The sequence below is a fragment of the Actinomadura nitritigenes genome (assembly GCF_017573545.1).
GTDB classification, from domain to species: domain Bacteria; phylum Actinomycetota; class Actinomycetes; order Streptosporangiales; family Streptosporangiaceae; genus Spirillospora; species Spirillospora nitritigenes.
In genome coordinates this window covers 43085-66272 of sequence record NZ_JAGEOK010000004.1, presented here as the reverse complement: position 1 = coordinate 66272, position 23188 = coordinate 43085, and the positions used below count along the sequence as shown (strand labels likewise).

The following is a 23188-nucleotide window of genomic DNA, read 5'->3' as shown; positions in this document are numbered from 1 at the left end:
CTGAACAGCGTCAGGGCCGTACCGGTGCCAGGGTGACGGGGACGCCGTTGAACACGGCGTTGCCGGACAGCGGGTCGATCTCCTGCTCGTCGGTGACGGCGTTCACGTTCACCCCGGCGTGCTCGCGGGCGACGGCGGTGCGGGTGCCGGGACGGTCGTGCCCCCAGCCGTGCGGGAGGCTCACGACGCCCGCCATGACCGCGTCGGTGGGCTCGGCGACGGCGTCGACGGACCCGGTGCGCGAGACGACCCGGACGGTGTCGCCCGCGCCGACGCCGAGCCGGGCCGCGTCGGCCGTGTTGAGCTGGAGCGTGCAGGTGTTGGAGCCGCGCACCAGCTCGGGGACGTTGTGCAGCCAGCTGTTGTTCGACCGCAGGTGCCGCCGCCCGATGAGCACGAAGCCCTCGTCCGACGGGCGGTGCGCGCGCAGCGCGGTGTGCAGGCGGTCGACGTCGGCGGCGCAGGTGGACGGGCACAGCTCGACGCGTCCGGACGTCGTGCACAGCACCTCGTCGATGCGGGGCTTGAGGGCGCCGAGGTCGAGGCCGTGCGGGTGCTCGGTGCGCAGCCGGGTGAGGGTCAGCCCGGACGGGTCGGCGCCGAAGCCGTCGCCGTAGGGGCCGAGCCGCAGCATCATGTCGAGCCGCTGCTCGGTGAGCGTGCCGCTTTCGGCCAGCATCTTGCGCAGCTCGTCCGCCTCGCGGCCGTGCACGGGCGAGCCGGGCAGCTCGGTCGCCTTCCGCAGCGTCGTCGAGATGATCATCTCGTCGAGCGCGGCGGGGTCGCCGTCCGCGCCGGACGCGGCGAGCGCGAGGCGGGCGAGCAGGTCGGACTCGCTCGGCCGCCCGTCCGGCAGCGGGACGGCCGGCGGCGAGTAGCGGGCGTAGTCGCGGACGGCGAGGCCGGTCAGCGCGATGTCGTAGTGCGGCGTCTGCGCGGGCCGCGGCGGCGGCAGGACCACGTGCGCGTGCCGGGTCGTCTCGTTCAGGTACGGGTCGACGCTCACCATGAAGTCGAGGCCGGCGAGCGCGCGGTCGAGCCGGGCGGCGTTCGGCGCGGACAGCGCGGGGTTCCCGCCGACGGTGATCAGCGCCCGGATCCGGCCCTCGCCGGGCGTCTCGATCTCGTCGGCCAGGGTCGCGACGGGGAGCTCGCCGTTGACCTCGGGCAGGTCCCGGACGCGGCTGCGCCACCGCCCCGTCGTGAACGGCCTCTTGCGGCGGTACACGGGCGCGTGCGCGGGGCGCGGGAACATCGCGCCGCCGGGCCGGTCCAGGTTGCCGGTCAGCACGTTCAGGACGTCCACGAGCCAGCTGTTGAGCGTCCCGAACGCCTGCGTGCACGTGCCGATGCGCCCGTAGACGGCGGCGCGGTCGGCGGCGGCCAGCTCGCGCGCGGTCCTGCGGATCGTCTCGGCGGGGATGCCGGTGACGGGAGCGACGCGCTCGGGCGCGAAGTCGACGGCGAGGGCGCGCATGTCCGCCAGCCCGTTGACCAGCCCGTCGAGGCGCACCGTGACGAGGTCCTCGGCGAAAAGGGTGTGGACGAGCCCCATCAGCAGGAACGCGTCCGTTCCCGGGCGGATGAACAGGTGCTCGTCGGCGAGGGCCGCCGTCCGCGTGCGGCGCGGGTCGACCACGACGACCTTCCCGCCGCGCTCGCGGATCGCCTTCAGCCGGCCGGGGAAGTCGGGCGCCGACGCGAGGCTCCCGTTGGACTCCAGCGGGTTCGCGCCCAGCATCAGCAGGTGCCCGGTCCGGTCGAGGTCCGGCACGGGGATGGCGAGCGGGTCGCCGAACATGTGCCCGCAGCTCACGTGCTTCGGCATCTGGTCGGCGGTGCTCGCCGTGTACAGGTTGCGGGTGCCGAGCGCCTTCACGACCGCCGCCCCGTACAGCGGCCCCGCCACAGAGTGCGCCGTCGGATTGCCGATGTAGACGGCCACGGCGTCCCGGCCGTACCGCTCGACGACCCGCGCCAGCTCCCGCCGGACCGTCTCGAACGCCTCGTCCCAGCCGGCCGTCCGGTGGGCGTCGCCGTCGCGGACGAGCGCCTCCTGGAGCCGGTCGGGGTCGCCGTCGAGAACCCCGAGCGTCGCGCCCTTCGGGCACAGGAACCCCTTGCTGAACGGGTCGTCCTTGTCGCCGCGCACGCGCGTCACGGCGCCGCCGTCGTCGAGGGTCAGCTCGAGCCCGCAGAGGGCCTCGCAGAGGGGACAGGTGCGGAAGGCGGTGCGGTCGCCCATGTGTAAACGCTCCTCCTGTGGGCCGAACTCCATTCTGTCGCGTTCTTCTGAAGGGCGCCATTTCCACATTCTGGAGTTACTTTGTTGTTGAGGACTTCCGGCAGCCACAAGGAGCTGCTATGGACGCGTGGGTCGTCTGGTTGCTGATCGCGGCGCTCCTCGGGATCGCCGAACTGCTGACGCTCACGCTCGCGCTCGGCCTGCTCGCCGTCGCCGCGCTCGCCGCCGGCCTCACCGGCGCCGCCGGCCTCCCCCTCGCCGGCCAGGTCGCGGTCTTCGCCGCCGGCTCCGCCGCGGGCCTCGCCGTCGTCCGGCCCGTCGTGCGACGGCACGTCCGGCAGCCGCCGCCGCTGCGCACCGGCGCCGCCGCCCTCGTCGGACGCGAGGCCCTCACGCTCACCGAGGTGTCCCGCGCCGGCGGGCGCGCCCGGATCGGCGGCGAGGAGTGGTCGGCCCGCCCCTACGACCCCGACCTCGTCATCCCGGCCGGAGCCGCCGCCGACGTCCTCGCCATCGAGGGCGCCACCGCCCTGCTGTACCCGGTCCCCGGCGGACCGGGCGAGGAGACACCATGACCGAGATCGCCATAGCGCTGCTCATCGTCGTCGTCGCCGGGCTGGCCGTGGTCGCCACCGCGGTGATGCGGTCGGTCTGGATCGTGCCGCAGGCGCGCGCCCGCAACGTCGAGCGCCTCGGCCGCTACCACCGCACCCTCGAACCCGGCATCAGCTTCGTCCTCCCGTTCATCGACCGCGTGAAGTCGCTCATCGACCTGCGCGAGCAGGTGGTCTCGTTCAAGGCGCAGCCGGTCATCACCGAGGACAACGTGGTCGTCCACATCGACACCGTGCTGTTCTTCCAGGTCACCGACCCGCGCGCCGCCGACTACGAGATCGTCAACTACATCAAGGCGATCGAGCAGCTCACCGCGACGACGCTCCGCAACGTCATCGGCACCCTCGACCTGGAGGCCACCCTCACCTCCCGCGACCGCATCAACACCGCGCTGCGCGGCGTGCTGGACGACGCGTCCGGCAAGTGGGGCATCCGCGTCACCCGCGTGGAGATCAAGGCGATCGAGCCGCCCGCGTCCATCAAGGACGCCATGGAGAAGCAGATGCGCGCCGAGCGGGAGAAGCGCGCCGCGATCCTCACCGCCGAGGGCGCCCGCGCGTCCAAGATCCTCACGGCGGAGGGGGACAAGCAGTCGACGATCCTGCGGGCGGAGGGCGCGAAGCAGGCCGCCGTGCTGGAGGCCGAGGGTCAGGCGAAGGCGATCGAGCGCGTCTTCTCCACCATCCACGCGGCCGACCCCGACCCGAAGCTGCTCGCCTACCAGTACCTCCAGACGCTTCCGAAGCTCGCCGAGGGCCAGGGCAGCACCTTCTGGGTCATCCCGAGCGAGGTGACGAGCGCCCTCCAGGCCGTGACCCAGGCGTTCGGCGGCGCCAGGCCCGGGCCCGTGCCGGACCCGGAGCCGACCGGATCCGACGAGCCCGCGTCGCCCCGCGAGATCTCCTCCGGCGACCCGCTACCGCCCTACCAGCTCACCCAGGGCAAGCCCAACGGCCAGGAGACCCCCACCGATCCCACCACGTGACCGCCGCCCTGGCGTGCGGGTGCGCCGTGGGTCTGGTGTTGAGGAATGAGCGGGTTCGTCCGGAGGGCCGGATGTGGTCGGGGGTGGGGTGGGGGTGATTGTCCTGGTCGTGCCATGCTTGGCCGATCAAGACGGGGAGGTCTCCCATGCGCGTTTTCGCCGTGGCAGCCGCGGGCGTGCTGGTCGTCGCCGCCGCCGCGTCCGCGTGCGGCGGGTCCGACGGGTCGAAGGCCGCGGGGGCGACGCCGCCGGCGTCCACGGCTCCGGCGAAGCCGAAGGGGAGGACGGCGCCGTCGAAGGCGGCGCCGCAGCCGATCGTCATCGCGTTCGGCGGGGACACGCACTTCGAGGGGCAGCTGCGGTCCCGGCTGGGGAACCCGGCGACCGCGCTCGGGCCCGTCGCGTCCACGCTGCGGGCCGCCGACCTCGCCATGGTCAACCTGGAGACGGCGATCACGACGGGCGGCACCCCCGCGCCCGGCAAGCAGTTCACGTTCCGGGCGCCGCCGTCGGCACTGACCGCGCTGCGCCGCGCCGGCGTCGACGTCGCGTCCATGGCGAACAACCACGGCATGGACTACATGGAGGAGGGCCTGCGCGACTCGCTCGCCGCGATCAAGCGCAGCGGCTTCCCCATCGTCGGGATCGGCCGTGACGCGGACCAGGCGTACCGGGCGTACCGGACGACCGTGAAGGGCAACCGGATCGCGATCGTCGGCGCGACGCAGGTGCTGGACGACAACCTCGTCCAGGCGTGGACGGCGACCGGAGACAAGGGCGGCCTCGCGTCGGCGAAGGACGTGCCGCGGATGGTGCAGGCGGTGAAGGACGCGCGGAAGGGCTCCGACCTCGTCATCGTGCATCTGCACTGGGGGCAGGAGCTGAAGGCGTGCCCGCTGCCGCGGCAGCAGGAGCTCGCCAAGGCGCTCGTCGACGCGGGCGCGGACATCGTCGTCGGCGGGCACGCCCACGTCCCGCTCGGCGGCGGGTATCTGCAGGGCCGGTACGTCCATTACGGCATGGGCAATTTCGTGTTCTCGTCCGCGCACGGGCAGACGGCGAAGTCCGGGGTGCTGCTGCTGCGGGTGGAGGGCCGGAAGGTCACGAAGGCGAAGTGGAAGCCGGCGGAGATCACCGGCGGGCTGCCCGTCCCGATGACGGGCGCGGCGGCGGCCGCCGAGGTGAAGCGGTGGAACGGCCTGCGCGCCTGCACGGGCCTGACCGCGCGCCCCTAGCCGCGTCCCGGGTGGACTCTCCCACTGTGGGAGACGTCAGGCTGAGGGCGTGAGCAACGATCTTTTGCCCATCGGGCGGTTCGCGCGGCTGTGCCGGCTGAGCGTCAAGCAGCTGCGGCATTACGACGACCTGGGCCTTCTCGCCCCGGCATGGGTCGACCCCTCGTCGGGCTACCGGTACTACCGGCCCGAGCAGGCGCGGGACGCGCTGATGGTCGGGATGCTGCGGGAGCTGGACGTCCCGCTTCCCGCGGTGGCGCGCGTCCTCGCGGGCCAGGGCGCGGCGGCGCTGCGGGACGCGCGGGACCGGCTGGAGGCGGACGTGGCGCGGCGGCGCCGCGCGCTGCGGCTCCTGGACCGGGTGCTGGCCGAGGGGCTGCCCGAGACGGAGGTGTCGGTCGCCGAGGAGCCGGCGCGGAGGGTGCGGGTCGCGCGCGAGGCGGCGACCCCGACGACGATCGCGGCGGCCACCGGGGCCTGCGTGGCCCGGCTCCTCCAGGCGGCCGAGGGGCCGCCGAGCCTCGTCGGGCTGTTCCCGCTGGACATGGCCGACGAGTTCGAGGTGCGGGTGGCGCTGGAGTCGGCGTCCGGCGAGGACGTCCTGCCCGGCGGGGCGTTCGCGCAGGCCCTGCACACCGGCCCGTACGAGGAGATCGCGCTCACCGTCCACGGCGTGCTGGCCTGGTTCGGCGACCACGGGCACGCGCCCGCGGGGCCGGTCCGCGAGGTCTACCTGAACGACCCGGGGAGCACGCCGCCCGAGCACCTGGAGACCCGGGTGCTGATCCGACTGGAGGATGTCCGATGAGCTGGTACGAGGCGGCGGAGAAGCCGGAGATCGCGGAGTTCGGCCCGGTGTCGGGGCTGGCCGTCACCGGACGCGGCGAGCCGGGCGGCGCGGCGTACGGGGCGAGCGTCGGCGCGCTGTACGCGGTGATGGGCGCGCTCGGCGCGCCGATGGTCCCGCTGGAGGGCCGCTGGTGGGTGGAGGACGAGCGCTCCCCGTTCGAGGTGCCGCGCGAGGAGTGGTGGTGGCACCTGTTCCTGCGGCTGCCGGACGAGGTCGACGCGATCGAGGCGGCCGTCACGGAGGTCAGGCAAGGGGTGCCGGCGGCGGCGCGGGTCCAGCGCGTCACGTTCACCGACGGGCGGTGCGTGCAGATGCTGCACCGCGGCCCGTACGCGGACGAGCCCGCGAGCCTCGCCGAGATGGACGCGCTGATGAAGGCGGAGGGCCTCGCGGTGAACGGCCTGCACCACGAGATCTACCTGTCCGACCCGAACGAGCCGGACCAGTCGAAGGCGCGCACGATCCTCCGCCAGCCCGTCCGCTGAGGGCCACTGGACAGCGAACCTCATCGGCGTAGGTTCTCGGGCAAACCCCCGAAGAACGGTAGGGAGCGCCGATGCGGGACCAGCGGGTGAGGTCGGGCGGGATCGAACTGGCCGTACGGGAGCGCGGGGAGGGCGGGGAGGGCGACCGGCCGGTGGTCGTCCTCGTCCACGGCTACCCCGACACCGGCGCGATGTGGGACGACGTCGCCGAGCGCCTCGCCGGCCGGTTCCGCGTGATCACCTACGACGTGCGCGGCGCGGGCGGCTCGTCCGCGCCGTCCGACCCGCTGGACTACGGCCTCGACGCGCTGATGGGCGACCTGGAGGCGGTGCTGGACGGCGTCGGCGCGGACCGGCCCGTCCACCTCGTCGGCCACGACTGGGGGTCGGTGCAGGGCTGGGAGGCGGTCATCGGCGGCCGGCTGCGGGGCCGGTTCGCCTCGTTCACCTCGATCTCGGGCCCGGACCGGCGGCATCTCGCCCGCTGGGTGCGGACCGCCGTCCGGTCCGGGCCGCGCGGGGTGCGGGAGGTGCTGGGGCAGGCGCGCCGCAGCGTCTACATGCCGGTGTTGATGGCGCCCCGCGCGGGCGAGGTGGCGGCGCGGCTGCTGCCCGCCGGGTTCGCGCGCGGGCTGCGGCTGCGGGAGGGCGCCGAGCCGCGCCCCGGGCATCCGGCCGCCACGCTGGCGCGGGACGCGCGCAACGGGCTCGGCCTGTACCGCGCGAACATGGGGCGCCGCCGCGGCGGCGCCCAGGAGCGCCGCGCCGCCTCCGAGGGCGACGGGCGCACCGACGTGCCCGTCCAGCTGATCGTCCCGATCAAGGACCGGTACGGGTCGCAGCCGCTGCTGCTGTCGCCGCGCGGCGTCGTCCCGAACCTGTACGTGCGGCGCGCCCCGGCCGGGCACTGGGTGGCGCGCAGCCACCCGGACCTGGTCGCCCGCTGGATCACCGAGTTCGTGGAGCATGTCGAGGGCGGGCCCGAGACGCCCGGTCTCGCGCACGCGCGGGCCGCCGCCGAGCCCGGCAAGGAGTTCGGCGGCGACCTCGTCGTCGTCACGGGCGCGGGCAGCGGGATCGGCCGCGCGACGGCCCGCGCGTTCGCCGACGCGGGGGCGCGCGTCGTCGTCGCCGACATCGACGAGGGCGGTGCCAAGCGGACCGTGGACGAGATCGGCGCGGCGGGCGGCGAGGCCCACGTCTACGGCGTGGACGTCGCCGACCCGGAGGCGATGGAGCGGTTCGCCAGGTACGTGAAGGACACCTGGGGCGTTCCGGACGTCGTCGTCAACAACGCCGGCATCGCGCTCGCGGGCTCGCTGCTGGAGACGCCGGAGGAGGACTGGGCGCGGATCCGGTCCATCAACCTCGACGGCATGTACCGCGGCTCCCGGCTGTTCGGGCGGCAGATGGTCGAGCGCGGCGAGGGCGGCCACATCGTCATCGTGTCGTCGCTGGCCGCGTTCACGCCGAGCCCGGAGCTGCCCGCCTACGGTGCGACGAAGGCGGCGGTGCTGCAGCTCGCCGAGTGCTTCCGGCTGGACATGGAGCGCTACGGCATCGGCGTCACGGCGATCTGCCCCGGCGCGGTCGACACCCCGATCACCCGGCAGACCCGGTTCGTCGGGACGGCCCCGGCGGTGGACGCCGAGCTGCGCGAGCGGATGGGCCGCGCGGTGGAGCGGCGCGGCTTCCCGCCGGAGAAGGTCGCGCGGGCGATCCTGCGGGCCGTCCGGCAGGACGCGGCGGTCGTCCCGGTCGCGGTCGAGGCGCACGTCGCGCGGACCATCGCCCGCGTCTCGCCCTCCGCGAACCGGGCCCTCGCGCGCCTCGGCCGCCGCGCCGGAGACCGCCTCCTCGCCGGCGTCCAGGACCGCCACGCCTGACGGTTCCGGCTCAGCCGGGGAAGCGGCGCTTCTTCGCGGTGTCGATCCAGCACAGCAGGGCGAAGGCGACGCCGATCGCGAGGAGCGACACGATCCACCAGGCGGGGGACGGCAGCCGCAGCGCGATGACCAGGAACCGCTTCGGGCCGTCCGGCTTCCAGCCGAACAGCTTGCTGATGAACGGCACGACGCCCGTGTACACGCCGAGCATGAACACGAAGGAGGACAGGCCGTCGTAGGACTTCGGGTCGTTCATACCGTGGAGACTGCCGGGGCGGGGGCGCGCGGGATACCGACCAAGGTCGATGCCGCGCGTCCGGACGGCCGCGGGTCACGTGGTCACGCGGTCAGGTGGTCACGCGGTCAGGTGGTCGCGCGGTCAGGTGGTCGCGCGGTCAGGTGGTCACGCGGGCAGGCGTGCCGGTCCGCGGGTCAGGCGGGCGGGACGGCTCGTCTCAGGGTCTCGGTCGGGGTCTCGCCGAAGCGCTGCCGGTAGTGCTCCGCGAACCGGCTCATGTGCAGGTAGCCGGCGGCCGCGGCGACGTCCGAGACCGTCCGGCGGCCCGGCTCGGCCGAGCGGAGCGCCGCGCGGGCGTGGTCGAGCCGCACGCCGCGCAGCAGCCGCGTCGGGGTGAGGCCCCACTGGGCGCGGCAGATCGCCTGGAGCTGCCGGACGCCGATCCCGGCCGCCGCCGCGATGTCGGACGCGCCGATCGGCCGCTGGTGGTGCGCCTCCACCCATTCGCGGATGAACCCGGCGAGATGGTGCGGGACGCGCCGGGGCGGCTCCGCCAGCTCGGGCGTCGCGGTGTTCGGCAGGCCGAGCAGGACCGCGGTGAGCAGCGACTCCTCCAGGCTGCGCGCCGCGAGGGGGTGCAGGCCCGCCGCCGCGCTGTCGTCGAGGACGGCGCAGACGTGCCGCCACGTCCGCTCGACGACGGACGCGGGCGCGAGGGCCGGGCCGTCCGCAGGGTGGAAGCGCAGCGGCGGGTCGTACTCGCGGCCGAGGAAGCCGCCGAGGTGGTCGGCGAGCCGGCCGGTGCTCGTCGCGATCACCAGGCAGCCGCGCCGGGGGTCCGGGGTCAGCCGCATCGCCTCGTCGTGGGCGACGACGAGGCTGCCGGCCGCGGTGGCGCGGCCGCCGGACCGGCGGTACTCCACGCCCATCGGCGCCATCGGCGCGCACAGCGCGAACGCGCCCTCGGTCGGCGGGGTGTCGACGATGACGCCGCCGCCTCCGTAGCGGACCCAGACGAGCTTGACCGCGCCGACGCCGAGCGCGTTGACCAGGCCGTCGAGGGGGCGGCCGGGGTCGCGGGGCCGCAGGTCGTGGCCGACGGCGTACGGCTCGACGGTCCGGTGCAGGACGTCGATGTCGCCGCTGGCGACCCGTTGGTACGGCGACAGCGGCGGCTCGCCCTCCGCGCCGTGCGGCGGTTCGCCCTCCGCGCCGTGCGGCGGCCCGGCCTCGGCGCCCGGGGGCGGTTCGTCTCCCGCGCGCGGGCACGGTCCGGAGGCGGCGGTCATGGCGGGCCGTCCGGCGCGGCGGTCAGCGGCAGGACGCCGCGGGCGCGCAGCCGCGGCATCACCTCGGCGGCGAAGAAGCCCAGCTCGCCGGCGTAGTCGAGGAAGGACAGCGCGATCCCGTCGAAGCCCGCGCGGGCGAACGCGGCGATCCCGGCGGCGACGTCGTCGGGGTCGCCGACCAGCGGGCAGCTGCCGTGGCCCGCGGCGAACCGGTCCCGGTAGATCTGCAGCATCTCCGGCGTGAACGACTGCGCGTGCAGGCCCTGCAGGCGCATCACCTCGTCCACCGCCGGCCAGTCGGCGTGCTCATCGGCGTAGTAGCGCAACCAGTCCTCCGCTTCGGCTCGCGTGGGGCGGCACACGACGTGACCCAGCGTGAAGACGCCGACGTCCCGGCCGTGCGACGCGGCCTCCTTGCGGATGGCCGCGACGACCTCCGCACCGTCCTCGGGGCCCGCGACGACCGTGAACGCGCGGTCGGCGTTGCGGGCGGCGAACGACCGGCCCTGCCGGGACGACCCGGCGTTGATCACCGGCAGGCTCCGCCCGTTGTACGGCTTCGGCGCGCCGACGACCCGCCGGAGGTGGAAGTACGTGCCGTTGTGGTCGAACGGCTCGGGGCTCGACCAGATGCGCCGGACGATGTCCCACCACTCCTGCGCGTAGGCGTACCGGGTGTCGTGGTCGTCCGGGAGCGTGAGGCCGAACATCGCGTACTCGGGGGCGTGCCAGCCCGCGACGATGTTCAGCCCGACGCGTCCCCGGCTGAGGTGGTCGGCGGTCGCGAGCTGCTTGGCGGCGACGATCGGGTGGTGGAACGCGGTGTGGACCGTGGTGAAGACGCGCAGGCGCTCCGTGCCCGCGAGCATTCCGGACGCCCATACCAGCGGGTCGAGGACGCTCTGGTGGAAGTCGGTGCGGGGCCCCCAGTCGGTCCAGCGGGCGACGGGGAGCAGGAAGTCGATCCCGCTCTCGTCGGCGAGGCGGGCGAGGCGCAGATTGTTGTCCCAGGTCGCCCGCCACCTTTCCGGAACCGTGGTTATCGCCAGTCCCGATTCGGTGTTGGGGGAGAACAAGCCAAGCTGGAATCCCATCGAGATTCACCTTCGTCCGGCCTCGTCCGCATGTGTCCGACTTTGCCCAGTATCGGAAGGGCGTCGGCTGCGGGCAACGGCCGCCGGCGTTCATATCGGGATGATCCCGAGCGCGAGCCGGTCGAAGGGGCCGGGCGTTTCGTTCTCCTCGGGGTGGCGGCCCTCCGGCGTCGCGTACACGACGATCCGCCCCGAGTCGCCGGAGCCCGCACGGCACCGGTGGATCATGCCCTGGACGACGTCGGTGAGGTGCCTGCCGCAGGAGTCGCCGGTGCGGGGCGCCGCGTCGCGGCCGGGAGTCCGGGGACTCCGGGCCGGTGCCGGGGCGCCGCCGCCGGTCTCCAGGCGGATCTGGAAGCGGGACGGGCGGCGGCATCCGGGCATGGAGCAGACGTGCCGGTCGTCGCCGAGCGGGGAGCGGGCGGGATCGCTGGGCATCGAAGGGCCTTCCGGCGCGGTCGCGAACGGGTGGTGGCGGGTCCCAGGTCACATATGTCGCGTTCTTCCGGAAAATCGGTGGCCTTTGGCGGGGGCCGGTGGATCTTCTGTCTTGACGGGGAGGAGAAACGCGAGAACGTGCGGGACCCACTATGCCCGAGCTGTCCTTCGTTCGCAACGCTAACCGGATAGTCGGCCGCGCATTCCGGCTAGCGGGCCAGCCCATTTATGGCATTTCTACTGATTATTGTGACCCGTCCGGAAATGCCGGGAAACCAGTGCCGAGAGCAGCGCCGCGACGACCATGAACAGCCAGCCGTGCCGGAAGTCCGCCACCGACGGGCGCGCCGCGTTCCCGAGCAGCACGGTCAGCACCGCGACGCCGAGCGCCGAGCTGATCTGCCGCGCCATCATCAGCACCGCCGAGCCCAGCGACAGCCGCTCCGCGGGCAGCGACGCCGCCGACCCGAACAGCGGCGGCTGCAGCAGCGCCGTGCTCACCCCGACCAGCACCGCGCCCGGGACGAACATCACCAGGTACGACGGCTCGCCGGACGCGAGCACCGCCCACCAGCCGCAGCCCGCCGCGAGCGCCAGCCCGCCCAGCACCGCCGACGCCCGCCCCCCGATCCGGCCGACGATCCGTCCGGAGAACGGCGACATCACCATGCACGACAGCGGGATCGGCGCGATCCCCACGCCCGCCCGGACCACCGGGTAGTGCCACACCCCCGTGAAGAACAGCGTCGCCGCGACCAGCGTCGCCGCGAACACCAGGTAGTAGAGGAAGACCCCGTACACCGCGACCGCGAACGGCCGGTGCCGGAACAGGTCGAGGCCGATCACCGGGTTCGGGTGCCGCCGCATGTGCGCGACCGCCAGCGCCCCGAGCACGGCCGCCGCGACCGCGCACCCGGCCGTCCGCGCCGACCCGTACCCCCAGTCCGACGCCTGGACGAGCAGTGCCGTCAAAGCGGTCGCCGCGCCCAGCACCAGCGCCGAGCCGAGCAGGTCGAGCCGCTGCCGCGCCTTGGGCGGCGTGTCCGGCAGCAGCCGCCGGCCGGCCAGGATCGCCGCCGCCGTCACCGGCACGTTGATCAGGAAGATCCAGCGCCAGCCCGCCATCAGCAGCAGCCCGCCGAGCACCGGCCCGCAGCCGCCGCCGAGCGCGGCCACCGCCGTCCAGATCCCCATCACCGTCGGGTGCTCGCGCCTGGGGAACGCGGGCAGCGCCAGCCCGAGCGACGTCGGGACGAGCACCGCGCCCGCCGCCGCCTGGACGACCCGCGCCGCGACCAGCGCGGGCAGGGTAGGCGCCACCGCGCACGCCACCGACGCGGCCCCGAACAGCGCCATGCCGGCGAGGAAGCTCTTCTTGCGGCTCGTGTCGTCGGCGAGCCGCCCCGCCGGGACGAGCAGCGCCGCGAGCACGATCGTGTAGGCGTTCAGCACCCACGACACCTGAGGCAGCGGCGCGCCGTCGAACGTGCGCCGCAGCGCCGGGAACGCGACGCTCACCGCGAACAGGTCGAGGATCGCCAGGAACTGCGCCGCCGACGCGACCGCGAGCACGAGCCACCGCCGCGCATCCGGTGCGGCGGCCTCTCCGGCGGTCTCTCCCGCGTCCTTCCGGGCCGGGACGCTCGCCGGCCGGGCCTTCATCCGTGCGTTCATGCCGTCAATGATCGAGAGCGGCCGGGCCCGTCACGAGTGGCAGGATTGACAGCATTCGATAGATTACTGACATGACGCGGACCCTGGCGATCCTGGTCGTCCCCGGCGCACCGATCTTCGAGGTCGCCATCCCCTGCCAGCTGTTCGGCTCGCCGCCCCCGTCGCACACCGGCCCCTGGTACGACGTGCGGCTCTGCTCGGAGGGCTCGTCCCGGCTGCGCGGCTCGTCCGGCCAGGACGACATGCCCGGCGCGTTCCAGATCGTCGCCCCGCACGGGCTGGACGCCGTCGACACCGCCGACACGGTGATCGTCCCGGCGACCGGGAACGTGCTGGCCGACCCGTCGCCGCAGGTCGTCGACGCCGTCCGGGCCGCGTACCGGCGCGGCGCCCGCATCGTGTCGCTCTGCTCCGGCGCGTTCGTCCTCGCCGCCGCCGGCCTCCTCGACGGCCGCCGCACCGCGCTGCACTGGAAGCACGCGCCCGTCCTGCGCGAGCGGTTCCCGTCCGTCGAGGCCGACACGTCCGTCCTCTACATCGACGACGGCGACCTGCTCACCGGCGCCGGGAACAGCGCCGGCATCGACCTGTGCCTGCACCTCATCCGCCAGGACCTCGGCGCGGACGTCGCCAACGCCGTCGCCCGGCAGATGGTCGTCCCGCCGCACCGCACGGGCGGCCAGGCCCAGTACGTCGAGACCCCGCTGCCGCCGTCCGGCCGCGACGACGGCCTCGGCCCCGTCCTGCAGTGGGCGCTGGCGCATCTCGACCGCCCCCTCACCACCGCCGACCTCGCGGCCCGCGCCGGGCTGACCGGCCGCACCCTCATCCGCCGCTTCCACGCCGAGACGGGGACGACCCCGCTCCAGTGGCTCCTCGCCCAGCGCGTCATCCGCGCCCGGGAGCTCCTGGAGGAGACCGACCTCTCCATCGACCTCGTCGCCGAGAGATGCGGCCTCGGCACCGCCCCGAACCTCCGCACCCACTTCGCCCGCGAACTCGGCGTCACCCCGAGCGAGTACCGGCGCGCCCACCGCCGCGTCCCGGTCGGCTGATCGACGAATCTTGAACCCGGGCGGCCCTTGCCGCGACGCCGCGGCGCCTATCGTGGCGTCCATGGCCCCTTGGGACGACGTGCGGCGCATCGCCCCCGCACACGGCTGCCCGACGACCGTCGCCGCCCGGTACCTCGCAGGCCGCCGATGAACATCGGCCTGCTGACGTTCAACACCCTCTTCCGGGGCGACTCCCGCGCCCGGATCCGGGCGCTCGCCGGGATCCTGGAGGACTCGCCGTACGACGTGGTCTGCCTTCAGGAAGTGGTATCCCCGCGCAATCTCGCGGCGCTCCGCGCGGCGACGCCGTCGTACCCGCACATCGCGCACGGCCCGTCCTTCCCGCTCGTCCGCGGCGGCCTCGTCACGCTCTCCCGGCGGCCGATCGTCCGCCGCCACTACCGCCCGTACCGGTTCATCGGCCGCCCTCGCCTCGAAGGGCTCCTGCGCAAAGGCGCGCTGCTGACCCGCGTCCAGCTGGGGGACGAGCACGTCACCATCGTCAACACCCACCTGACGGCCAACAAGGACACCGACTGGGACCTCGCCAACCCGTACACCCGGATAGAGGCCGGCGAACTCGCCCAGCTGGCGGACCTGCTCGCCCACCCGGCCCTGACCGACCCCCTGATCGTCGCGGGCGACCTCAACGTCCCGAGGTCGTCGCCCGTCCTCCGCGACTTCCGCGACGCCACCGGCCTCGCGGACGTCCTGGACGGCGACCCCGCGACCACCTTCCGCCCCACGCCGAAGGTGAGCCTCGAACCCATCGACCAGATCCTCGCCACCCCGCCCCTGCGGGCGACCACGACCCTGGTCTTCCAGGACGAGATCCGCCTCGCCGACGGCCGCTCGTGCTACCTGTCCGACCACTACGGCATAGCCGCCGCCTTCTCCACGTAGAGGAACCGGGCCCACACCCACTTCCCGGCAGGCGGCGTGGGCTCCACCCCGCATTCCGACGCGAGGCTCTGCACGATCGGCAGCCCCCACCCGCCGATCCCGGCGTCGTGCCCGTCGTCCAAGGCCAGCGGGTCGGGCGCGACGTCGTCCGGCTCCAGTTCGATCACGGGCCGCGCCACCGGCATCCCCGCCGCCGGATCCCACACGGCCAGCACCACCCCGCGCACCTCCCGGTCGAACCGCACCCGGATCTCGCGGTAAGGCGCCGCCCGGACGGCATTGGCCACCAGTTCCCCGGCGACCAGGCTCACGTCCCCGATCAGCCCGTCCAGCGCCCACCCCACCAACCGGAATTCGACCAGACTCCGCACCAGCCCCGGCACCGTCGGCGCCGCCAGGCACGTCATGTCCAATTGATTCCAAGTAACGGTATTGATCCCCATTGACCGCCCCTTCTTTCAGCTGCTTTCGGGGACAAGAGTGGCCATCGCGAGTTACCTTTTCGGTGCTCCTTCGAACATCCGTGGATGTTGTGGAAGTTGCTGTGGACGGGAGGCTCTGCGTGAACATCAATGAATCACCGGACCCGCGGTCCTCGATGTGGGCCTTCATCGCCTACTACCTGCGCTTCCAGCGTCAGCAGCACGGGCTGACCGCCGCGCGGCTGTCCGAGATCATGGGATGTGCGCAATCCACAACTTCCAGGTTGGAGAACCTCGAGCAGCGGCTGACCCAGGCGTACGCAGAGAGGGTCGACAAGGCGCTGAACACGGGTGGAGTGTTCAGCGTGCTCGTCTACTACGCGCGGCGGGCGTCTGACCCCGACTGGTTCAGAACCTTCGTCGATCAGGAGCGGGACGCGTTCAAGATTCGGATCTTCGCCGGGCAGTTCGTTCCAGGCCTGCTGCAAATAGAGGCTTACGCGCGCGCACTTCTCGCATCAGGTCGGAATCGGGACGTCGAGAGCGCCCTCGCTGTGCGCATGGCGCGGCAGTCCATCCTGTGGAGACCCGAGCCGCCCGAGCTATGGGTGACCTTGTCGGAGAACGTGCTCGACTGGCCGGTCGGCGGTGACAAAGTACTCAAGGAGCAGCTTGCCTACCTGTTGAGCCTTTCGGAGCTTCCGACTGTGAGGGTGCGTATAGTGCCGAGACGGACGGGAGCCTATGAGGGTCTCGATGGCTCCTTCATGATCCTCACCGGTGATCAGGGAGAGGTGGCGTTCGTGGAGGCGCCCAACGCCGGGAGGCTCGTGACCGACGGCTCAGAGGTGCAGGAGTTCAAGGACAGGTTCGAACGGATCGGAGCCCACGCTCTGGACGTGGACTCTTCCAGGGACCTGATCGCGAAGCTGATGGAGGATCTGGCGTGAAGGTGGCCCCCTGGCGTAAGAGCAGTCACTCCAGCGGAGGGACCTCGGGAGAGTGCGTCGAGTTGAAGGACCTCGGCTCGGCGGTGGGGGTGCGGGACAGCAAAGCGCCGGAGGCGGGCCATCTCGCGTTGACGCCCGGGGCGTTCGCCGATCTCGTGGCCCGCGTGAAGCAGGGCGACCTGTCGGCCTGACGCCCGAGCACCTCGCGAGCCTTTGCTGTCGGCAGGCTGCGCCGGCTGTGTTGATCAGGAATGTGTTGGAGGGCGTCATGACCAGGTGGCGTAAGTCCAGCTACAGCGGTGGCGGCGGCTCGGGCGGCCAGGAGTGCGTCGAGGTCGCCGATCTCATGGATGCGGTGGGGGTGCGGGACAGCAAGGCGCCGGAGGCGGGGTATCTCGCGCTGTCCCCTGCTGCTTTCGCTGAGCTGGTCGCTTGGTTGAAGGGCGACGTGCCGATCGCCTGACGCGCGAGGCGGCCCCAACGGGGTGACGGGACGGGGCGGCGGGTTTGGTGCCGGTGCCCACAAACGGTGGGGTGAGTTGCTCAGTCTCGGCCATAAACACGGCGCAAGCGGGCTCTTACAGTGAGTGGACCTTAGCGGAACGCTGCCGTTTCGGCAGGTTCGTCCCCACCCGGAGGCCGTGATGAGACGCTCCCCCCTCCGCGCCGCGGCGACGCTCGCCGCCGCAGGCGCGCTCGCCGCGACCGCCCTGGCCGCACCGGCCTCGGCCGACACCGTGCCGGGTTCCGTCCCGCCGGACAAGGACCCCTTCTACCAGGCGCCCGCGAACATCGGCGGTTACGCGCCGGGCGCGATCGTCGCCTCCCGCGCCTTCACGCCCAAGGCCGGGAACGTGGCCGACACGGCGAACGCCTGGCAGGTCTCGTACCGCACCAACGACTCGCACGGGACGCCGGAGCTCGCGGTCACCACGGTGCTGGTGCCGAAGAAGGCGTGGACCGGGTCGGGCGCGCGGCCGGTCGTGTCGGTGCAGGCCGCCGAGGACTCCACCGGCTCGCAGTGCGCCCCGTCCTACGGCCTGGCCTCCGGCGACCTGTTCGCATCGAGCGCCGCGATCTACGCCGGGCCGATGCTGAGCAAGGGCTGGGCGGTCGTCATGCCCGACTTCGAGGGCCCGAAGTCGGTGTTCATGGCGGGCCTCCAGGCCGGGCACGCCGTCCTCGACGGGATCCGCGCCGTGCGGCGGTTCGCGGACGCGGGGCTTCCCGCGACGGCGCCGTGGGCGCTCGCCGGGTACTCCGGCGGCGCGCAGGCCACCGGCTGGGCGGCGGAGCTCCAGCCGTCCTACGCACCCGAGGTGAAGCTCGCCGGGGCGTCGATGGGCGGCATCCCCGCCGACCCGGAGGCCGTGGCGCGGTCCCTGGACGGCGGCGTCTTCTCCGGCTTCGAGGCCGCCGCCGCCGTCAGCCTCGGCGCCGAGTACCCGGAGATGGACATCGACGCGCTGATGAACGACAAGGGCAAGCAGGCGATGGCGGACGCCTCCGGCAAGTGCCTGACGGACCTGCTCACGTCGTTCCCGTTCAAGAAGCTGGCCGACTACAGCACCGTCCCCGACCCGCTGGCGGTGCCGCGCGTCCGGGCCGTGCTGAAGGCCAACACCCTCGGCTCCGCGGCGCCCGCCGTCCCCGTCTTCGACTACCACGCCAACACCGACGAGATCGTCCCCGTCGCGCAGGACGACGCGATGGTGAAGGCGTGGTGCTCGCGCGGCGCGACCGTGCACGTCGTCCGCGACGCCATCGGCGAGCACGCCCTGGAGATGGTCGTGCGGCAGAACGACGCGGTGAACTTCCTGGACGACCGGTTCGCCGGGAAGGCGCCCGTCAACGACTGCTGATCGGCGCGCCGTGCGGGCGGGCCGGCGCCGGTCCGCCCGCGCGGCGCTTCACCAGAGCAGCAGGGCCAGCGCGGCGGCCATCGCGACGAGCAGCACGCCGGCGGCGGCCAGCGGCCCCGCCGTACGCCCGGCCGGGGACGGCCGCCGCCCGTCGATCGCGGCCGCTCCCGCCCGGTAGCGCACCCCGGCGTAGACCATGCCGGCCACGCCCGTCACGCCGAGGACGACCCCGGCGGCGACGGGCCGCACGCCGCCGCCCTCGACGAGCTTCGCGACCGCGAGGCCGAGCACCATCACCCCGGCCGCCGTCCGCGTCCAGGCGAGGAACGTGCGCTCGTTGGCGAGGTGGTCGCGGGCGAGGTCGGGGTCGCCGCCGTCCTTGGCGGCGGGTTCCTGCATGGCGGGTCCTCCCGGGGAGAGGCGAGCGGCTTCGCTCCTGTATTCCCGGATATCCGCAGGTCATGAGCCGGTGGCCCGCCCCGGCCACGCCCTGTGGACGGCGGCCGGTCCTGGACACGGGCGAGCCTGGGCGGCGGCGACTTCCCGTGAGCGTGCCGGAACCGGCGCGCCGCCCTCGACCTGCCGGCGGGCGACGTCCAGAGCACCGCGCGCGCGTGGCTTCGCAGGCGCCGTCCAGCCCGAGCCGGCCGTCCGCCCGCAGAATCCCGGGCGCTTCCCGGGTGCGTCTTGAATTCGGCCGTCGTTCACTATTCTCGGTGGCTCGGCGTCGGTGCCCAGAAGGGATATCTCATGAACAGCGTCCGGGATTCGATCGGCCGGGCATTCGACGAGGTATGGCGGCGGACCATCGGCCGCCTCGACGGCCTCACCGACGAGGAGTACCTCTGGGAGCCGGCCCCGGACGGCTGGACGATCCGCCCGGACGCCGCGGGGCGCTGGCTCATCGACGCCGAGGGCGGCGGAGGCCCCGCGCCCGACCCCGTTCCGGTCGCGACCCTCGCCTGGCGCATCGGCCATATCGGCCTCACCCTCACCGACTACGGGATCCGGCTTTTCCAGGGCCGCAACATCACGCTGGACGAGGTCGAATTCTCCGGGACGGCGTCGGGTGGGCTCCGGTTCCTCGAGACGGCCTTTCGCGACCATTGGCGCGGGCCTTTCGCCGCGATGCCCGAGGAACGCCTGTGGGAACCGTCCGGCCCCGCCTTCTTCGGCTACGCCGGTTACCCGGTGATCGACACGGCCCTGCACGTGCTGGACGAGTTCACCCACCACTCCGCCGAGCTCGGCGTCCTGCGCGACCTCTACCCGCACCGTCCCTGAGCAGCCCCGGACGGGCGCGAAAGCCCTATTGACACCGGATCTCTTATCCCGTTGGATCGCTCCATACTCGCGAGTAGCCCGGATCGCCTGTCCGGTCGTCTCGGCACGCCCCCCGCCGCGGTACCACCCCAGCGAGAGGATCCCTGTGTCGTCCATGTTCAAGCGGCTGGCCGTGCTGTCCCTGTCGGCGGGCCTCGCCGCCACCGCCCTGTCCGCCGCGTCCGCGGCGCAGGCCGCCCCGAAGCCGCGCACCCAGGCGGCCGCGACCGCCGACGCGCCGCCCGCCTCGCTGGACCTGTCGGACTGCCCCGACGTCCTGCCGGTCGGCGCCGACCCCGCGAACTGGTACTGCAACGTGCTGGTGACCAACGCCGGCCGGATGAAGATCGGCAACATCGACCAGCAGATCACCGCGCCGATGCGGATCACCCTGCTGGCCGGCTCCGACCCGAAGACCGGGGCGGAGATCTCCAAGTTCGTGAAGATGCGCAGCCCGGCGATGACCGTGGCGGGCGGCGCCCTGGGCATCCCCGGCACCGAGAACATCCCGCTGTTCTCGCTGAAGGTGAAGCCCCAGTACGCCGGGAAGATCGACCTCGACATCGTCAACCGCAAGACCCGTCTCGACCTGAAGCTCAAGCTGATCAACCAGCTGCTCGGCGACACGTGCTACGTCGGCTCCAACACGGCGCCGATCTCCCTCGACCTGGACCTGCCGGACATCACCGGGGCCCCCGGCCCGGACGGCACGTTCTGGGTCAAGATCAACGCCACCGACGACACGTTCGCCGTGCCGAAGACGACCGGCTGCGGTCTGACCGCGCCGATCGCCGACTTCCGCGGCGGCCTCCCGTCCGCGTCCGGCAACAACCACGCGCAGCTCACGTCGTACTTCGGCGGCAAGTCGTACGCGGAGATGTACCCGACGATGGCCGTCCGCACGAAGTGACGGCCGTCCGCTGACGGCGGGCCCGCACCGCGCTCCGCGGTGCGGGCTCCGCCGCGTCCACGCCCCCGCCGTGAGGGCGTGCGACAATCCCGCGATGGACGAGGCCCGCCTCGACGGCGGCAACATCGGCGGCGCCGTACGCGTCGGCGACACCGTCCGCCGCGCGACCGGGCCATGGACGCCCGCCGTCCACGCCCTGCTCGCCCACCTCGCCTCCCAGGGCTTCACCGCCGCGCCGCGCCCGCTCGGGATCGACGAGCACGGCCGGGAGATCCTCACGTTCCTGGACGGCGAGACCGTGGGGAGCGCGCTGCCGTGGCCGCCATGGGTGTACGCGGACGGGACGCTCGAACAGGCGGCCCGGTGGATGCGGGGGTTCCACGAGGCCGTCGCCGGGTTCGTCCCGCCGCCGGACGCCGTCTGGCGCGACGGCGGGCGCTGGTCGGAAGGGCTGATCATCGGCCACAACGACGCGGCGCCCTACAACGCCGCCTGGCGTGACGGCGGGCTCGCGGGCTTCTTCGACTGGGACGTCGCCGGGCCCGTCACCCGGGAGTGGGACCTGGCCTTCGCCGCCTTCGGCTGGGTGCCGCTGCATGCGCGGCATGTCGTCGGGCCGCAGGGGTTCACCGCGTTCGAGGCGCGTCCGGAGCGGCTGCGGCGATTCCTCGGCGCCTACGGCTGGGACGGGTCCGCGGCGGAGCTGCTCGACGTGGTGAGGGAGCGCGTCACCGCGCACGCCGAGGGTGTCCGGAGGCTCGCGGCGGCGGGGGAGCCCGCCTTCGTGCGGCTCCGCGACCAGGGCGTTCCGGCCGATCTCGAGCGGGCGCTCGCGGAGCTGGACGCGCTGCGCGCCTGACGCCGGCCTCTGACGGAGAAACCAGAGAAACCCGCGGAACTCCAAGGAACCCTACGGGGGTGCGGTACGTTGCCGTGGAGACGTAAGCGTATGCCGTACTCCTACGAAGGGGCGTCCCATGGCGATCCGTTCCGCGCACGACCTGACCGACTTCCTCATCGGCTACACCCGGGACATGGCCGTCTCCGACGAGGAGCCGGGCGCGATCCTCGACCGGTACTTCGTGTTCGAGTTCGAGTACTGCAACGACGGGCTCGTGATCGACCGGCGGCGGATGGTCGACCATGCCGGGCCGATCCGCAAGAACGTCGACCGGGAGGCGATGGCCGCCGCCGACCGGGCGGGCCTGGAGGTCCACGAGGCGATGGTCTCCGGCGACCGGTTCGCGGCCCGGTACACGCTCCGCACCCGGATGCGGAAGGGCGTGACGTTCGCGGCGGAGATCTACATGTTCGGACGGCTGGCGGCGGACGGCCGCATCGAGCGGATCGACCAGGTCACCCGGGAGCTCGAGGAAAAATAGATCAGAAATTTAAATAAGCGACTGATATATTCTCCTGGTCCGCTCGACCGGCCGCAGGAGGCGACGATGACCGGCTCGTTCCCGCTGGAACCGGCACCGATCCACGTGCCCGACGACGTGCTCGACGACCTGCGGCGGCGGCTGGCGCTGACGCGCTGGCCGGACGACGTCGGCAACGACGACGGCTACTACGGCGTGAAGCGCTCCTACCTGCAAGGGCTCGTCGAGTACTGGCGGGACGGGTACGACTGGCGCAAGGCCGAGGCCGCCATCAACGCCTACGAGCACTACCGCGTGGACGTCGAGGGCGTGCCGGTGCACTTCATGCGCCGGCCGGGCGCCGGCCCGGACCCGACGCCGCTGATCCTCACGCACGGCTGGCCCTGGACGTTCTGGCACTGGGCCAAGGTCGTCGACCCGCTCGCGGACCCGGGCGCGCACGGCGGCGATCCCGCCGAGGCGTTCGACGTGATCGTCCCGTCGTTCCCGGGGTTCGGGTTCTCCGGCCCGCTGCCGGACCACCCGGACATGAACTACTGGAAGGTCGCCGACCTCTGGCACGCCCTCATGACCCGGACGCTCGGGTACGAGCGGTACGCGGCGGCGGGCTGCGACGTCGGCGCCATGGTCGCCGGGCAGCTCGGGCACAAGTACGCCGACGAGCTGTACGGGATCCACATCGGCTCCGGCCAGATGCTCACCCTGTTCAACGGCGACCGGGGGTGGGACATCACCGGCGGGCGCCCGCTCCCGGAGGGCGTGCCCGCCGACGTCCGCGCCCGCGCCATCGAGATGGAGCGGCGGTTCGCCGTGCATCTCGTGGCGCACATGCTGGAGCCGTCCACGCTGGCGTACGGGCTGTCCGACTCGCCCGCCGGGATGCTCGCCTGGATCCTCCAGCGGTGGACGCGGTGGAGCGACGACGGCGGCGACATCGAGACGGTGTTCGGCCGGGACGACCTGCTCACCCACGCGATGATCTTCTGGGTGACCAACTCGATCGGCACGTCCGTCCGCACGTACGCCAACAACAACCGGTACCCGTGGACGCCGTCGCACGACCGGTGGCCCGTGGTCGAGGCGCCGACCGGCATCACGTTCGTCGCCTACGAGAACCCTCCGGGCGTCACCACCGAGCAGCGGGTCGAGCACTTCGCCCGGAGCGAGCGCGGCGCCTGGTACAACCACGTCAACCTCACGGCGCACGACCACGGCGGCCACTTCATCCCGTGGGAGATCCCCGAGGAGTGGGTCGCCGACCTCCGCCGCACGTTCCGCGGCCGCCGCTGACGCGGTAGATTGCCCCCGTCGATCGATCACGGACTCGAGGAGTGAGGCCTGTGCCTG

25 protein-coding genes are annotated in these 23188 nt (G+C 73.1%); 17 read left to right on the top strand and 8 right to left on the bottom strand.

The window, feature by feature from the left end; genetic code table 11:
- Positions 1–10 precede the first annotated feature (10 nt).
- A complete protein-coding gene (locus J4557_RS06640; protein ID WP_208265549.1) occupies positions 11–2245 on the bottom strand; it encodes a molybdopterin-dependent oxidoreductase in 2235 nt (744 codons plus the stop codon).
- Positions 2246–2364: 119 nt separating this feature from the next.
- On the opposite strand from J4557_RS06640, the gene J4557_RS06635 reads away from it, so the two are divergent.
- The 6 genes from J4557_RS06635 to J4557_RS06610 all read left to right on the top strand — a co-directional run bounded on the left by J4557_RS06635 (position 2365) and on the right by J4557_RS06610 (position 8301).
- Entirely contained in the window at positions 2365–2820 is a 456-nt protein-coding gene (locus J4557_RS06635) for an NfeD family protein (protein WP_208265548.1), read from the top strand.
- Complete coding sequence (locus J4557_RS06630; protein WP_208265547.1) at positions 2817–3845, top strand: SPFH domain-containing protein; 1029 nt, start codon at positions 2817–2819, stop codon at positions 3843–3845. Before J4557_RS06635 ends, J4557_RS06630 begins: the two co-directional genes overlap by 4 nt.
- 146 nt (positions 3846–3991) lie before the next feature.
- Positions 3992–5080, top strand: coding sequence for a CapA family protein (locus tag J4557_RS06625; RefSeq protein ID WP_208265546.1), 1089 nt, complete (start codon positions 3992–3994; stop codon positions 5078–5080).
- 49 nt (positions 5081–5129) lie between these two features.
- On the top strand, positions 5130–5888 hold the full coding sequence (locus J4557_RS06620; protein ID WP_208265545.1) for a MerR family transcriptional regulator: 759 nt from the start codon (positions 5130–5132) through the stop codon (positions 5886–5888).
- Positions 5885–6415 (top strand): GyrI-like domain-containing protein, encoded by a 531-nt coding sequence (locus J4557_RS06615; protein ID WP_208265544.1) that lies wholly within the window; start codon positions 5885–5887, stop codon positions 6413–6415. The genes J4557_RS06620 and J4557_RS06615 overlap by 4 nt, the downstream gene beginning before the upstream one ends.
- A gap of 71 nt (positions 6416–6486) precedes the next feature.
- A complete protein-coding gene (locus J4557_RS06610; protein ID WP_208265543.1) occupies positions 6487–8301 on the top strand; it encodes an SDR family oxidoreductase in 1815 nt (604 codons plus the stop codon).
- Between the two features lie 10 nt (positions 8302–8311).
- Here the strand turns inward: J4557_RS06610 and J4557_RS06605 are convergent, their stop codons facing one another.
- From J4557_RS06605 to J4557_RS06585, 5 genes are all read right to left on the bottom strand, one after another.
- Positions 8312–8557, bottom strand: coding sequence for a hypothetical protein (locus J4557_RS06605; protein ID WP_208265542.1), 246 nt, complete (start codon positions 8555–8557; stop codon positions 8312–8314).
- 176 nt (positions 8558–8733) lie between these two features.
- A complete protein-coding gene (locus tag J4557_RS06600) occupies positions 8734–9828 on the bottom strand; it encodes an AraC family transcriptional regulator (protein ID WP_208265541.1) in 1095 nt (364 codons plus the stop codon).
- Complete coding sequence (locus J4557_RS06595; RefSeq protein ID WP_208265540.1) at positions 9825–10922, bottom strand: LLM class flavin-dependent oxidoreductase; 1098 nt, start codon at positions 10920–10922, stop codon at positions 9825–9827. Before J4557_RS06595 ends, J4557_RS06600 begins: the two co-directional genes overlap by 4 nt.
- A gap of 90 nt (positions 10923–11012) precedes the next feature.
- Positions 11013–11360, bottom strand: coding sequence for a hypothetical protein (locus tag J4557_RS06590; protein ID WP_208265539.1), 348 nt, complete (start codon positions 11358–11360; stop codon positions 11013–11015).
- Between the two features lie 237 nt (positions 11361–11597).
- Positions 11598–13034 carry an MFS transporter gene (locus J4557_RS06585; protein ID WP_208265538.1) on the bottom strand — a complete coding sequence of 479 codons (1437 nt, stop codon included), beginning with the start codon at positions 13032–13034 and terminating at the stop codon, positions 11598–11600.
- 71 nt (positions 13035–13105) lie between these two features.
- Here J4557_RS06585 and J4557_RS06580 point away from each other — a divergent pair, with 71 nt between their 5' ends.
- Positions 13106–14089 carry a GlxA family transcriptional regulator gene (locus tag J4557_RS06580; protein WP_208265537.1) on the top strand — a complete coding sequence of 328 codons (984 nt, stop codon included), beginning with the start codon at positions 13106–13108 and terminating at the stop codon, positions 14087–14089.
- A 147-nt stretch (positions 14090–14236) separates the two neighbouring features.
- Positions 14237–14992 carry an endonuclease/exonuclease/phosphatase family protein gene (locus tag J4557_RS06575; RefSeq protein ID WP_208265536.1) on the top strand — a complete coding sequence of 252 codons (756 nt, stop codon included), beginning with the start codon at positions 14237–14239 and terminating at the stop codon, positions 14990–14992.
- Here the strand turns inward: J4557_RS06575 and J4557_RS06570 are convergent.
- Positions 14962–15399 (bottom strand): ATP-binding protein, encoded by a 438-nt coding sequence (locus tag J4557_RS06570; protein WP_208265535.1) that lies wholly within the window; start codon positions 15397–15399, stop codon positions 14962–14964. The two genes, J4557_RS06575 and J4557_RS06570, sit on opposite strands and share 31 nt — an antisense overlap.
- 155 nt (positions 15400–15554) lie before the next feature.
- Between J4557_RS06570 and J4557_RS06565 the strand changes: the two genes are divergently transcribed.
- The 4 genes from J4557_RS06565 (at position 15555) to J4557_RS06550 (ending at position 18226) form a co-directional block, all read left to right on the top strand.
- Complete coding sequence (locus J4557_RS06565) at positions 15555–16364, top strand: helix-turn-helix domain-containing protein (protein ID WP_208265534.1); 810 nt, start codon at positions 15555–15557, stop codon at positions 16362–16364.
- Positions 16361–16555 carry a DUF397 domain-containing protein gene (locus J4557_RS06560; RefSeq protein WP_307799477.1) on the top strand — a complete coding sequence of 65 codons (195 nt, stop codon included), beginning with the start codon at positions 16361–16363 and terminating at the stop codon, positions 16553–16555. Before J4557_RS06565 ends, J4557_RS06560 begins: the two co-directional genes overlap by 4 nt.
- 77 nt (positions 16556–16632) lie before the next feature.
- Positions 16633–16827 carry a DUF397 domain-containing protein gene (locus J4557_RS06555; protein WP_208265533.1) on the top strand — a complete coding sequence of 65 codons (195 nt, stop codon included), beginning with the start codon at positions 16633–16635 and terminating at the stop codon, positions 16825–16827.
- Between the two features lie 181 nt (positions 16828–17008).
- A complete protein-coding gene (locus J4557_RS06550) occupies positions 17009–18226 on the top strand; it encodes a lipase family protein (protein ID WP_208265532.1) in 1218 nt (405 codons plus the stop codon).
- 48 nt (positions 18227–18274) lie between these two features.
- Here J4557_RS06550 and J4557_RS06545 read toward each other — a convergent pair whose 3' ends face one another.
- A complete protein-coding gene (locus J4557_RS06545) occupies positions 18275–18625 on the bottom strand; it encodes a YidH family protein (protein ID WP_208265531.1) in 351 nt (116 codons plus the stop codon).
- Positions 18626–18976: 351 nt separating this feature from the next.
- On the opposite strand from J4557_RS06545, the gene J4557_RS06540 reads away from it, so the two are divergent.
- The 5 genes from J4557_RS06540 (at position 18977) to J4557_RS06520 (ending at position 23131) form a co-directional block, all read left to right on the top strand.
- Positions 18977–19510, top strand: coding sequence for a DinB family protein (locus J4557_RS06540; RefSeq protein WP_208265530.1), 534 nt, complete (start codon positions 18977–18979; stop codon positions 19508–19510).
- Positions 19511–19664: 154 nt separating this feature from the next.
- Positions 19665–20459, top strand: coding sequence for a hypothetical protein (locus J4557_RS06535; RefSeq protein ID WP_208265529.1), 795 nt, complete (start codon positions 19665–19667; stop codon positions 20457–20459).
- A 94-nt stretch (positions 20460–20553) separates the two neighbouring features.
- Positions 20554–21318 carry an aminoglycoside phosphotransferase/kinase family protein gene (locus J4557_RS06530; protein ID WP_208265528.1) on the top strand — a complete coding sequence of 255 codons (765 nt, stop codon included), beginning with the start codon at positions 20554–20556 and terminating at the stop codon, positions 21316–21318.
- A gap of 118 nt (positions 21319–21436) precedes the next feature.
- Positions 21437–21841: a nuclear transport factor 2 family protein gene (locus J4557_RS06525; protein ID WP_208265527.1), complete on the top strand. Its 405-nt coding sequence runs from the start codon at positions 21437–21439 to the stop codon at positions 21839–21841.
- A gap of 66 nt (positions 21842–21907) precedes the next feature.
- A complete protein-coding gene (locus J4557_RS06520; protein WP_208265526.1) occupies positions 21908–23131 on the top strand; it encodes an epoxide hydrolase family protein in 1224 nt (407 codons plus the stop codon).
- The last annotated feature ends 57 nt before the right edge of the window (positions 23132–23188 follow it).